Consider the following 13,138-nt stretch of genomic DNA (forward strand, 5'->3'; position numbering starts at 1 on the left):
AAACTTTAACTATTCCTGTATTTGTTATACTATTTATACAAAGGGAGGTGCCATGCTTGGAGGATATTATTGCTATATTTATTTTTTCTGCTATTGGCTTATCCTTGCTTAGCGTAATTGCTATTGGAGGCTACGTAACAGTAAAACAACAGCAGCATAAGCAAAAGGAATTAGAGATAGAGCTTTTGCGTTTAGAAAATGAAGCTTTTATGCTTTTGGAGCGAAAAGCTATACGAGAAGGAAAACAGCTGGAGGAATAAATGGAGTCAATAAATAAAAAAGGTGCTCCTTGTAAATACCTTCACAAAGAGCACTATAATTGGTTTGAGTTATTATAATCCTATTACATGAGTTGTGTCCGGAGATCTTCGGTCAAATATAAAGCCGTTTGCCCGATAAAAAGCATCAGCTTTTGTTGATTCGGTTTTAGTAGTGATTTCGTTGAATTGGCCTTTTGCGCCTACTAAAATTACTTTAAATAGCTCACTCCCGATTCCTTTTCTTCGGTAATCAGGCAAAGTATAAAATCGGTGTAATCTAGCAGAGTCTGATCCCAAGATATCACGATTCAGGCCACCAATCGCAACTAGCTCTTCTGCTTCCCAAGCACCATACAGTACTTCTCCCTGTTCACTAAATCTGTTTGTACCATCCTCATATTCAGATGCCAGTCTGGAGACAAAACGATACCCTTCTTTTTCGCTTTCTTCAATTAGCTTGGATACGTCGACCTCTTTCAAATCAGAAATTCTTCTCACTTCGATTGCCATATACGTTCCTCCATTCTATTATAAAAAACGAACTCCTAGTATCTTTCTAGATAAGACCACTAAACCCCTTTATACCTATTATTATATTTTGTTTCCCACTATATTATACAGTCACAGATTATACATCAATGGTGAATCCTCTTGTACAGTTTTTCCATATGTTTCGCATTATAATGGAGACAATATGTTTACACATTCTATCTTGCTCTAAAAATGAAATATTATAAAAAAACCATGCTAATTAAATAGCATGGTTGATCAAAAATTATGTTAAATAGCAGCTAATCTAGCTTCTACTTCTTCTTCAGTTAAATTATGTTCTACAATATAGCGATTTCTTGGGTGCACACGACACTCATGTGAACAGCTACGAAGATATTTGTGTTCATTTTCTTCAGAACAAAGAATTTTGTCATTACAGTCTGGATTTGCACAGTTTACATATCGCTCGCAAGGTTCTCCAGTGAAATGGTCTTTCCCTACCACTACATGCTCGACTTGGTTAATCGGCACAGCTATACGCTCATCAAAAACGTACATTTGGCCATCCCACAGCTGACCACGAACCTCTGGGTCTTTACCATAGGTAGCAATACCGCCGTGTAATTGAGCAACGTCTTCAAATCCTTCTCTTACTAACCAGCCAGAGAATTTTTCACAACGGATTCCGCCAGTGCAATATGTTAATACCTTTTTACCTTCAAACAATTCCTTATTGTCATGAATCCATTCAGGAAGATCACGGAAGTTACGAATATCCGGACGGATTGCCCCACGGAAATGACCTAAGTCAAACTCATAATCATTACGAGCATCTATCACTATTGTATCTTCTGCTTGCATTTGCTCATAAAATTCTTTTGGAGACAAATATTTTCCTGTTAATTCATTAGGATTGATGTCTTCCTCTAATCCTAAATGAACAATTTCACGCTTAGGTCGAACGTGCATTTTTTTGAATGCATGTCCATCCGCTTCATCTATTTTAAACACCATATCCGCGAAACGATTGTCCGCTTTCATCATGTCCATGTATGCGTCTGTTTGTTCAATTGTTCCGGAACAAGTTCCGTTAATACCTTCGTTCGATACTAAAATACGCCCTTTTAACCCAATTTCCTTACATGCAGCAAGATGTTCTTGTGCAAATATTACTGGATCTTCAATCGGGACATATTTGTAGTAAAGTAATACTCTGTATGCATTTGTGTCCATTTTTTACTCCACCTTTTCAAATTTTGTCCATCAATTTATCATAACAAATTAAATGTGAGAAGTTAAATAGTTAGTTTTATCAAAATTTGACCACGAGGAGTTTTCCATGTAATGCTACAGGCTTGAATCTCAAGTTCGCTCGACAAAATTTCCAAGAAACTTGGTGAACGGTCATAAATATTTTTATCCGGTCATAAAACCTCGTTGAACGGTCATAAAAAAATCTATCCGGTCATAAGTCTATACTCGCTGGGTCTAAACGGGATTCTTTTACTTGTTTTCATTGATTTTTCATTCTTTCATTAACATTTATAATATCTAATTGGATATTTACTCAAGATAGCTAGTCCTTCATCTGGAGAATCAGGATATTCGTTAAAAATACCATATGGATATCCGATAGTGTTTGCTATATACTGAGCGACATTTAAATTCTCACCTTCTTCAATACGCCATTACTTCCTGTAAAGAAATAATATCAGGATTTACTTTTTTTATTTCTTCACAAATTGCTATTAATCGGTCCTTCCACATTACTTGCTTATTCCAAATATTAAAGGTCGCTATTCTCATTACTTCTCCTATGGTATTTTGTATTTGGCTGTCACTTTTAAAGGAATGTCTTCGTTTAGACTTAAATTGATTCTCTCTTTAACCATAAAACAAGCAGAAAGCTTTTGCTCTCTGCTTGCTTTCTTATTTATTTTGTTTTGTTAGCTATATCGATTGCTCGATTAGTTCCTTCTGCTGCAGCATCTAGCGCTTCTTTAGGATCCATCCCTTGGTATAGATTCTCTAAAGCTGTGACGATTTGCTGACGAGATTCTGGGAAAACCGAGATTAAAGCTCCCTGAGTAGCAATAGAAGGCTCCGTGCTTTGAAGCTGCTCCACCGTTACTTTTAACTGTGGCATCTCTTCCCAAGCTTTTTTTACGATATCTTCTTCATATGCGGATGGGTTGATCGCAAAGTAACCTGTATCTAAATGCCATTTTGCTTGGACCTCTGGAGTAGTTAGATATTTCATGAATTCCCAGGCCGCTTTTTGCTCAATTTCTGCGATTCCCTTAGACATCCATAGAGATGCCCCTCCGATTACAACACCTTTACGATCTACTTCATCTGCATAAGGAATGTATGCTGCCCCTACTTCAAATGGTGCGTTATCAATGATTCCACGTACACCTGCGGAAGAATCCATATACATAGCCACTTTCCCTGATTGGAAGGCAGCTCGGATGTCATCCCAGTTCGTTCCGAAGTTACCAAATGTGCCAGCTTTATTCATTGTATTTAGGAATTCAAATACACGTTGACCTTCTTCTCCGTTGAAAACTGCTTCGGTTGCGTCACCTGCGCGGCCATTTTCTTCATTTACATACAGTCCACCTTGTGTCGCTACTAGCTGCTCGAAGAACCAGCCGTATGTCAGCATAGAGAAGCCCTTCATTTCATCTGTTTTAAGCTTAGCAGCTGCATCAATTACCTCTTGGAAAGTTTTAGGAGGATTCTCAGGATCTAAGCCAGCTTCCTTGAAAGCATCCTTGTTATAAAGCATTACCGGTGTAGAAGAGTTAAACGGCATAGAGTATAATTCACCATCTAAAGAATAATAATTTAAAATGTTTTCCTCTAATTGAGACAAATCATAGTTATCTTCATCGATAAATTTTTGCATTGGCTCGATGAATCCACTTTCAATCATATATTTAGTCCCTACCTCAAACACCTGCGTTATGGCTGGAGCATCTGCAGTACCACCAACACTACGAAGCTTAGTTAATGATTCTTCATAAGATCCTTGGAATTCTGCCTTAACTTCATAGTCATCCTGTGATGCATTAAAGTCTGCGACAAGACTGTCTAGAGCAGTCTGCCCTGATCCTGACATAGCATGCCAGAAGGAAATGACTGTTTTACCTTCTTCTGATTTTTCAACATCTTCATCGCTTTTTTGCACAGGTTCTGTTGACGATCCCTCATCACTATTTGTACAGGCAGCTAATGCTAGAATACCTAATAAAATCATGAACAACCACGTAAACTTAAACTTCTTTCCCATTTCATACACCTCTTTTTTTAGTTTGGAACAACTGTTATTTTAAAGCCCCTTGCGTTAACCCCTTTTGCAATTGCTTTTGTCCTAAAAACAATAGTAATAGTGTTGGAATAATAACTACGATTACCCCTGCCATCACCACCCCCCATTCTGTTGCAACCTCTTGCGACTGCAACTGCTTCAAACCAATTTGTACCGTTCGAACGGAATTATTGGTTGTAACTAACAGCGGCCATAAATACATATTCCATGTTGTTAAGAACCCATAAGCTCCTAGTGTTACTAAACTAGTTTTAGAAACTGGTAGAATCACACGTATGAAAAAAGCGAATCGGCTCAGTCCTGCAATTTGAGAAGCCTCATGTAGCTCCTTCGGTATTGTTTTGAAGTGCTGTCTGAGTAAAAATGTCCCGAATGCTAATGCAAAGAATGGTAGTGTCATACCTTGATATGTGTTAATCCAATTCAGATTTTGAATGGTAAAGAAATTGGGTATCATCGTCGCTTCCCAAGGTATCATCATTGTGGAGATAAACAGGAAGAATACAAAATCCCTTCCTTTAAATGGGATAAAAACAAATGCATAGGCTGCTAGACTACAAACAACTAGCTGCCCTAGCATGACCCCAAACGAAACAATAAAGCTGTTGATCAAATAATTTAACAAAGGCAGGCGATCAAACACCTTCACATAATTATCAAAGCTAAAGGTAGAAGGGAGGAATTTTCCCTGTAAAATTTCTCCTCCAGTCATGAAGCTTACCATTAAGGCATAGATAATTGGGAAAAACATAATAAGGGCAGTAATGATCAATAAAAAATAAACGACGGAGCGCTTAAATATTCTCATTGGTAATGCACCTTCTTTTCACCTAGCTTAAACTGTAATATCGTAACGATTAAAATACATACAAACAAGAACACTGCCTGCGCACTTGCTGTACCGAATTGGTAGTTAACAAATGCCTCTCGATAAATGGAATACACTATAAGATTAGTAGATTGGGAAGGTCCACCCTTCGTTAAAATATCCACCTGTCCAAACGTTTGAAATGCATTAATGAGTGAGATCGTAATGATAAAAAACAAGGTAGGAGATAACATTGGAATAGTTATTCTTCTCAAACGATACCAATAGCTTGCTCCGTCAATACGTGCACTTTCATATAAGTGCTCATCAATATTTTGTAGTCCTCCTAGCAATATCAGAAAGCAGAAGCCTGTGTTCAACCATATAGTAGTCAATGACACAGATAGCAATGCCCATGTCGGGTCTAGCAGCCATTCAACTTGTGGAAGATTTAAAATGGCAAGCACTTTATTGAACATTCCAATACTCGGATGGAACAGGAATAACCATACAACAGAAGACGCTGCCACAGAAACTCCCATAGTAGAAGCATAGATCGTACGGAAGAACCCAATTCCTTTTAGCTTTTCATTGGCAAGGAGTGCGAGCCCTAGCGCTATAATAATTCCTGTAGGAACTGTATACAATACAAATAGGAATGTGGCCTTTATACTATTTAGAAATGCTGACGATTCAAGCAAATACGCATAATTTTCAAGACCAACAAATACTGCAGCCTCTCCTGCTTGATTGGTTAAGAAAAAGCTTAAATAAATTGTTCGAAACATCGGATAAAAAACAAACACAGAAAATAATATAATAGATGGCAATAAATATAGGAGAGCAGTCCGGGCATCCAATGAACGCTTCCAAATACTTTTCTTTTGCTTCGATTTAGCGGCTGTCATATGCTTCGATTTCACTACTGTCATACGAATACCTCTTTACCAAATACATGGTTTTCTACATCAGAAGGTTTTTTAATAATCTCCTTCGTCACGCTATCAAAGAAACAAAAGGAATCATAATTCATAATTACTGGAATTTTATCACCTACAGCTATTTGCCATTGGCCGCTCCATTTTACTTGCCATTGCTGATCATTCAATAAAAATGAAAACACCGTTTCATTTCCTAAAATCTCGACATTTACAATTTCGACAACTACTTTTTCCTCAATAGTTGATTCCTTAGTTGCGGCTTTAATATGTTCCGGACGGATGCCAACAATTACATTGTCTGTGAGGTAATGTGCGTCCTCAGCAGGCACTGGGATAGTAATTAAATCATTCAATACAATAGCGTGCTTCTCTTTACTTCCAACGCCTTCGGCAATATTCATTGGTGGTGAACCAATAAAAGTAGCTACAAATGGATTAGCTGGATTATTATAAATATCAATTGGCTTGCCTATCTGTTGAATGGATCCTTCATGCAGAATCATAATGCGATCACCCATAGTCATCGCCTCAATTTGGTCATGTGTTACATAGATCATTGTAATTCCAAGTCTGCGTTGAATCTGTCTTATTTCCGATCTCATATGTGCGCGAAGCTTCGCATCTAAGTTGGATAATGGTTCATCCATTAAGCAAATTGGTGCTTGGTTTACGATAGCTCGAGCAAGAGCAACGCGTTGTCTTTGCCCTCCTGAAAGCTCTCTCGGCTTGCGCTTTAAGTAATCAGAAAGTCCAAGCATCTGAGCAACTTCCTTTGTTCGATTAGCCCGTTCTTCTTTAGAAATTTTCTTTACGTGCAAACCAAACTGGATATTTTCCTCCACAGTAAGATGAGGATATAAGGCGTAATTTTGAAATACCATGGACAAATCACGCTTACTTGGAGGTAAATCATTCACTTCCTGCTCACCAATTTTGAGCACTCCTCCTGTTATCTCTTCTAGCCCTGCGATCATTCGTAGCATTGTACTTTTTCCACACCCCGATGGCCCAACAAGTACAAAGAATTCCCCTGGTTCAATCGTTACGTTAATATTAGAGATAACGCTAGATTGTTTGTCATACGACTTAGAGATGTCAATCAGTTCTACTCGCTTCAAAAGATTTCCCCCATCCTCTATTCAATTATGTAACTATAAACATTAGGTTTATAGAGTTTACTATGAAAGCTAGCAAAAAATGATTCTATTCAGCTTCCATAGTTATGTTATCTTTTCATAACTATATTACTAAACCGAATATTCTAAAGTAAAGAAATTTACAATTTTTACAGAATATTTACTTTTAGATAAAAAGTTTACATCTTTGGAGGACATATTTATGCGCAAAAGTAGTTTAATTTTATTGATTTTCATTGTGCTCATTGGCGGATGTAAAGGGAGCGAAGTAACACCTATTGCTTCAGATGAGTTTTTTGTCATCGCGCATAGAGGGGCATCCACCTATGCACCAGAGCATACAATGGTAGCTTACGAGGTTGCTGAGCAACTAGGTGCGACCTATATTGAAATTGACCTACAAATGACCAAGGATGGCTCCCTAATAGCCATGCATGACGAAAAAGTGGACCGAACCACAGATGGGGAAGGTTTAGTAAAGGACTTCACATTAGAAGAATTAAAAGAATTGAATGCAGGAAAGTGGTTTAATGATGCGTATCCAGAATTCGCTAACGAAGTGTATGAAAAGGTTCGAGTTCCCACACTAAGAGAAATATTTGAGAATTTTGGGGATAGAGTAAACTATTATATTGAAATGAAGTCCCCAAAAATATATGAGGACATGGAAGAAGAATTGCTTGCTTTGCTAGAGGAATATAACTTGCTAAATCACCAATCGGAAATACCAAAAGTGATCGTTCAATCCTTTAATCGTGCTAGTTTAATAGAGTTTCATGAGCTGGAGCCAAGTATCCCCCTTATTCAATTGCTCAGCTATAAGGAGAAAGCAGAGCTAACCAACCAAGAGATTAAAAGCTTAAACATCTATGCTAGCGGCATAGGTGTAAACGTGAATGCCGTGGACGGTACCTTTATTCATGAAGCCCAGGAAAATGGGTTAAAGGTTCATCTGTTTTCCCTTAAAAGTGAAGCAGACATAAAAAAAGCCTTGATTTACAAGGCTGATGGTATTTTCGCAGATGCTCCCAATATAGCAATAGACATTTTACAAAATACCGAGGATTAAATCTATTGCTTTAAAGCGTGCTCACAAATTCGCTTAAAATGTATTTCAAACTTTTCATTATCTTCTCTTTGACGTTTCCGTGGTCCCTTCGTTCGACCACCTGCTTGTCTGATTTTTTTAGATATATGTCTACTATCTAACAGCTGATCTATGTTTTCTGGTGTAAACCATCTTCCATTTTGGTCTATCGCAAAGCCTTGCTTAGCTAGAACCATCGCTGCTAATCCATAATCCTGGGTGACAACAATGTCGCCCTTTTTTACTTTATTTACAAGCACAAAATCCACCGCATCCGCACCTTTAGAAACCATGACTGTTTCTGCTCCTTCTCTTTGCATATAATGTGCGGTGTCACATAATAACGTTACCTTCAAATTGAACTGTTTTGCTATATCTATCGTTAAGTCCACTACTGGACAACCATCTGCATCCACTAGTACATTCACCATGTCGAGCACCCCTATCAGCTATTTATCCCTCATTGTATACTAAATGAGCATTTTTATGAATTTAGGAAACAACGCTTCTAGCTTAGCTTATAAAAAAACGCTAGAATCTACTTGCAAAATTTCTGATTTTTGCTTTTACAGAAACTCTCCACTTCCTTGGGCAAGCAGACTTTTTATATCTTAAAGTAGAAAAAGCATTACAATTCTTTTTAAGTTAAAAAGGTATGAAGAAGTATATCTCCATACCTTTTGTCGATTGGATTTATTTATATTCACCAAGTATTTCTACTGCTTTTTCTGTGATGGAGGTATCTACTGCTTTATCAAAGTCTACATCTCCACTAATTGCACCATTTTCTTTGTATGCATCATATTGCTTAACAACGTCATCTAAAAACATTTTACCATCAGGGTCTAAGCCTGTGACAAATACCTTTTCCCATAATGCAGGGTCCTTTAAGGAAGTATGCTTTGTCATGATTTCAATGATTTCCGCTTTTCCTTCCCCTTTTATAAAGGCATCATTATAATCACGAACTCCTTTTAGATAAGCAGCCATGAATCGAAGGGATACATCTTGTTCCTCACTCATAAATTGAGGAGATCCTAAAACCATCGCTATTTGAGATTCCGGTGCATAATCCGTTGCATCTCCAAAACGCTCATGGAATCCATTTTCAATTCCCTGCGTGATTAATGGTTCAATTTGAAGAGCAGCATCTATAGATCCATTTTCAATGGCACCAAGCATGCTCCCGAAATCACCAAGCAGTACAAATTCCACGTCTTCCTGCGTCAAACCTGCGTGCTTCAGCATTTCTAGATAAATATATTCATCGATCGAGTTTTTGGAGGAAACGGCAATACGCTTTCCTTCAAAATCCTTATACTCCTTGATGACGTCCTTCATATGGTTTCCAATGACGAAAGTGAAATACGATTTACCTGGGACGTTATGACCCTTATCTGCAATAATTTTCACATCAATTCCCTGCGCAATGGCATTAAAAAATGAAGCAGTAGAAACTCCACCAGCGATATCTACGTCCCCCGAAGCAAGGGCAGGAAGCATCTCATCACTATTTGCAAATTGGGCAAATTCTACTTCAATATTGTAGTCCTCAAAGTAACCTTTCTCCTTGGCAATGTAAAAGCCTGCTCCTGAGGCAGCACCATCCTCGGCTATAATTACTTTCGCTTTTTTATCCAGTGGAGCTAAATCTCCAGATGGGTTATCCTTACTGACTTGATCGTCAATGCTGCCAGAACTTTCTTTTTCCTTCGAACTACAAGCACCAAGTAATAGAATAGTGGACGCAAATAGTATGAACCAGCGTTTCTTCACAACTTTCCTCCTTTATTTTCTCGATTTTTGAACTTCTTGCTGTAAATGATTCCATATAGATATAAATTGTTCAGCCATCTCTGCATTTGCCCTAACCTGCTCCATCGTACGTGGTCTTGGCATAGGAACTTTTATCTCCCTAACAATCTCACCTGGATGAGAGCTTAATAATACTATCCGATCACTCAGTAACAACGCCTCATCAATGCTATGAGTGATAAATAAAACAGTTTTTTTATTTTCAGACCAGATAGATAATAATTCTTCCTGCAGTATAAATTTGTTCTGTTCATCTAAAGCAGCAAATGGTTCATCCATTAAAAGTATTTCTGGGTCATTGGCAAAAGCCCTAGCGATACTAATCCTTTGCTTCATTCCTCCAGAAAGCTCCTTTGGATAAAGCGTTGAAAAGTTAATTAATCCTACCTTTTTTAAGTAATAGTCAGTTTGCTTCTTTACAAACTCCTGAGGTAGATGCCTCATTTTTAATCCAAAGGCGACGTTTTCTTCAACTGTCAGCCACGGAATAACTCCTTTTTCTTGAAAAACCATGGATTGTAGAGGACGGTTGCCTGCCTCTGCATCAATTGAAAAAGATCCAGAGCTCGGTGTTTCAAGTCCAGCAAGAATTCGTAGAAGAGTTGTCTTTCCACACCCACTTGGTCCAACTAAACAGATGAATTCCCCTTCATTTACTTGAAGGGAAATGTTCTTTATAGCCGTGACACTGTTATTTTTTTTATAGAAAACCTTAGTCATGTTATCAATCGATATTTTTACTTTGCTACTCATTTACTCACCTCCATGGTACGATTCTCTTTTGCAGTCCACGCAGGAGAAGGGAAAATAAAAACCCAAAAAAAGAAATGAGTACTAAACCAACGAACATTTCTTTTAACATGAATGCCTTATAAGAGGTCCATATTAAAAATCCAATACCGGATGTAGCTCCCATCATTTCTGCTGCAACGATGGTTAATAATGCGATTGCCTGCCCCATTTGAATGCCCTCTAGCATCACGGGCAAGGCTCCAGGAAAAGCAATTTTTACGAAGAAGTTCTTTGGACTTGCCCCATAATTTTTAGCTACGTCCAAATGTACTTGGTCTATGTTCAACACACCAGCAACTGTATTAATAACAACAGGAAAAAATACACTTCCAGCAATTGTTACTACTTTAGAGAAGTCTCCAATACCAAAAAGAATAATGATAATTGGCATTAAAGCGAGAGTAGGAATTGGCATAAAAGCCATGACAATTGGAGATATAAAATGTCGAATAGGTGCATACAATCCCATTAACAACCCGATGACCACTCCAGGAATGACACCAAGCAGGAAACCCATCGCAATTCTATAGAGCGAAACTGATACATGGGTCCAGAGCATCCCGTTTGTAGCTAGTTCAAAAAATGTCGATACTATGGCTGAAGGAGGAGGGAAAAAGCGAATATCTAAAATTCCCGTTCGCGAAAAAACCTCCCAAAGGATTAAGATGAGTATTGGTGAAGTAATTGTTAAAAGTTGCTTACCTCGTTCTCTTAGTTGTTGCTTTTTCCATTCCTTTTGTTCCGTTTCATAAGGCTCGTAATCCCTGTCTACAAGCCCTTTTTCATCGCGCATCTTTCACCACCTCTTTCTAAAAATAATATGTCGAATGGCGAAAATGTGTGAAAGAGCCTATAATGAAAATTGACTTAAATTGTAGTATTTGTTAATTTAATATCATCAAAAGGAGGAAGAATATGACAGACAAACAGTTAAGATCTAACCGAGAATTGCCATATTTTATTTTATGTATCCTATTTAGTCTGCTAATTTATGTTATAGCTATAGCAACTATTTTTGGGGTTGCTATTTTTGTAGTCTTGTTTTTAATCAGTACATATGCACTTATTATGCATCTCGGCTATGTTAGGGCAAATGGAATTCGAATTAGTGAAAGGCAATTTCCTGATGTGTATGAACGCATAACACGTATGTCTCACGATATGAAACTAAAACGTGTACCGGATATATTTGTGGTTCATTCCGAGGGGGCATTTAACGCATTTGCAACACGCTTTTTAGGAAAAAATATGGTTGTTCTATATTCAGAAGTTTTTGAGCTTGCTAGAGAGCAGGGCGAAGCAGAGCTTGATTTTATCATCGCCCATGAGCTTACACATATTAAACGAAATCATATATGGAAAAACATTTTAATCATGCCAGCTCAATTACTTCCATTTCTTTCACAAGCTTATAGCCGTGCTTGTGAGTATACATGCGACCGCCAAGCAGCTTATTTCATCCAAGACGGGGCAGCAGCTAAGCGTGGACTGACCATTTTGAGTATTGGAAAGGAACTTTATAAAGAGGTAAATGAGGATGCATATTTAGAACAAATTTCGACGGAGTCTAACGTAATTACATGGCTTGGTGAAATACTTTCTTCCCATCCAACAACTCCTAAAAGAGTCCAAGCAGTCGGGCATTTTATGCAGGTAGAAGGAACTCCTACCTATTATCCTAACGCAAACAAAATAGCTCTTGGAGTTGGTGCCCTGTTTGGTATTTTCTTCATTGGTTATTTTGGAATCATAGCTATAGTTCTAGCAGGATCTCTAACCTATGCTAGTATTTTCCCTGAAGATTTTTTTGAGAATGAAGCAGCATTAAATACTTCTGTTTCAGAGGAGTCAACAGTTGACGCATCCTCCGCACCATTACCAATGGAATCCCTTAATATGACTCCTTTAATGGAAGCAGTTGTGAATGGCGATTATATAACGGTTCAGGAGCTTGTAGCCAGTGGAGTTGATTTAGAGGAACGAGATGCAGAAGAAACAACCGCTTTACATCATGCAGTATATGCAAACGATACCAGGTTAGCATATATTTTACTCGAAGCTGGAGCTAACGCTAATACAGAGGATCTCTATTCAAACGCTCTAACTGCTTCTTTTTATGAAGATAACTACGAATTGGCAGCCTTATTACATGTGTATGGAGCCGATCCTACTAAGATTGATCCAGAAGGATACTCTGGGACTAATATTCTAGGGGTTAGTGAGGAACAATTCGCAGATACAGTAAAAGGGTTAATCCCAGAATAATTTTATAGTAGACCATTAAAGGGCGCTACTGGAGATAGGAGAAATACAAAAGCAACTTTAAAAGCCTTCAGTTGAAACAGTCTTCTTATATAACATTATCTTTTAAATTTAAGGTGTCTGGTCGTGATATGACCAGACACCTTTTTCGGTAATTTTATTAGTAAAGCCATCCATATTCTTTCTTCAACTAATAAATAATAATAAGGGC

General features: G+C 37.8%; 14 protein-coding genes. 3 read left to right on the plus strand and 11 right to left on the minus strand.

Annotation, left to right across the window (positions count from 1 at the left end; genetic code table 11):
- The first annotated feature begins 56 nt into the window (after positions 1–56).
- Positions 57–260, plus strand: coding sequence for a hypothetical protein (locus tag H9650_RS11975; protein ID WP_144538294.1), 204 nt, complete (start codon positions 57–59; stop codon positions 258–260).
- 72 nt (positions 261–332) lie between these two features.
- Here H9650_RS11975 and H9650_RS11980 read toward each other — a convergent pair whose 3' ends face one another.
- The 7 genes from H9650_RS11980 to H9650_RS12010 all read right to left on the minus strand — a co-directional run bounded on the left by H9650_RS11980 (position 333) and on the right by H9650_RS12010 (position 6,953).
- Complete coding sequence (locus H9650_RS11980) at positions 333–770, minus strand: GNAT family N-acetyltransferase (protein ID WP_191697325.1); 438 nt, start codon at positions 768–770, stop codon at positions 333–335.
- A 270-nt stretch (positions 771–1,040) separates the two neighbouring features.
- The gene (gene trhO, locus H9650_RS11985; protein ID WP_151111798.1) at positions 1,041–1,985 is read right to left on the minus strand and encodes an oxygen-dependent tRNA uridine(34) hydroxylase TrhO; all 945 of its coding nucleotides are present in this window, start codon (positions 1,983–1,985) and stop codon (positions 1,041–1,043) included.
- Between the two features lie 444 nt (positions 1,986–2,429).
- Positions 2,430–2,558 carry an endonuclease/exonuclease/phosphatase family protein gene (locus tag H9650_RS20680; RefSeq protein WP_255475358.1) on the minus strand — a complete coding sequence of 43 codons (129 nt, stop codon included), beginning with the start codon at positions 2,556–2,558 and terminating at the stop codon, positions 2,430–2,432.
- A gap of 127 nt (positions 2,559–2,685) precedes the next feature.
- Positions 2,686–4,047: an ABC transporter substrate-binding protein gene (locus tag H9650_RS11995; protein ID WP_151111800.1), complete on the minus strand. Its 1,362-nt coding sequence runs from the start codon at positions 4,045–4,047 to the stop codon at positions 2,686–2,688.
- A 34-nt stretch (positions 4,048–4,081) separates the two neighbouring features.
- Entirely contained in the window at positions 4,082–4,894 is an 813-nt protein-coding gene (locus H9650_RS12000) for a carbohydrate ABC transporter permease (RefSeq protein WP_144538289.1), read from the minus strand.
- Positions 4,891–5,802, minus strand: coding sequence for a carbohydrate ABC transporter permease (locus H9650_RS12005; protein WP_144538572.1), 912 nt, complete (start codon positions 5,800–5,802; stop codon positions 4,891–4,893). Before H9650_RS12005 ends, H9650_RS12000 begins: the two co-directional genes overlap by 4 nt.
- A 20-nt stretch (positions 5,803–5,822) precedes the next feature.
- Positions 5,823–6,953: an ABC transporter ATP-binding protein gene (locus tag H9650_RS12010; protein ID WP_144538288.1), complete on the minus strand. Its 1,131-nt coding sequence runs from the start codon at positions 6,951–6,953 to the stop codon at positions 5,823–5,825.
- Between the two features lie 220 nt (positions 6,954–7,173).
- Here H9650_RS12010 and H9650_RS12015 point away from each other — a divergent pair, with 220 nt between their 5' ends.
- On the plus strand, positions 7,174–8,040 hold the full coding sequence (locus H9650_RS12015) for a glycerophosphodiester phosphodiesterase family protein (protein ID WP_191697326.1): 867 nt from the start codon (positions 7,174–7,176) through the stop codon (positions 8,038–8,040).
- A 2-nt stretch (positions 8,041–8,042) separates the two neighbouring features.
- Here H9650_RS12015 and H9650_RS12020 read toward each other — a convergent pair whose 3' ends face one another.
- From H9650_RS12020 to H9650_RS12035, 4 genes are all read right to left on the minus strand, one after another.
- A complete protein-coding gene (locus H9650_RS12020; protein WP_144538286.1) occupies positions 8,043–8,489 on the minus strand; it encodes a YaiI/YqxD family protein in 447 nt (148 codons plus the stop codon).
- A 262-nt stretch (positions 8,490–8,751) separates the two neighbouring features.
- On the minus strand, positions 8,752–9,834 hold the full coding sequence (locus tag H9650_RS12025) for an ABC transporter substrate-binding protein (protein ID WP_144538285.1): 1,083 nt from the start codon (positions 9,832–9,834) through the stop codon (positions 8,752–8,754).
- A gap of 12 nt (positions 9,835–9,846) precedes the next feature.
- Positions 9,847–10,626, minus strand: a complete 780-nt coding sequence (locus H9650_RS12030; protein ID WP_144538284.1) for an ABC transporter ATP-binding protein — start codon at positions 10,624–10,626, stop codon at positions 9,847–9,849.
- A gap of 4 nt (positions 10,627–10,630) precedes the next feature.
- Positions 10,631–11,458, minus strand: coding sequence for an ABC transporter permease (locus H9650_RS12035; protein ID WP_144538283.1), 828 nt, complete (start codon positions 11,456–11,458; stop codon positions 10,631–10,633).
- Between the two features lie 122 nt (positions 11,459–11,580).
- Here H9650_RS12035 and H9650_RS12040 point away from each other — a divergent pair, with 122 nt between their 5' ends.
- On the plus strand, positions 11,581–12,930 hold the full coding sequence (locus H9650_RS12040; RefSeq protein ID WP_144538282.1) for a M48 family metallopeptidase: 1,350 nt from the start codon (positions 11,581–11,583) through the stop codon (positions 12,928–12,930).
- Positions 12,931–13,138 lie beyond the last annotated feature (208 nt).

The organism is Psychrobacillus faecigallinarum (genome assembly GCF_014836595.1).
GTDB classification, from domain to species: Bacteria; Bacillota; Bacilli; order Bacillales_A; family Planococcaceae; genus Psychrobacillus; species Psychrobacillus faecigallinarum.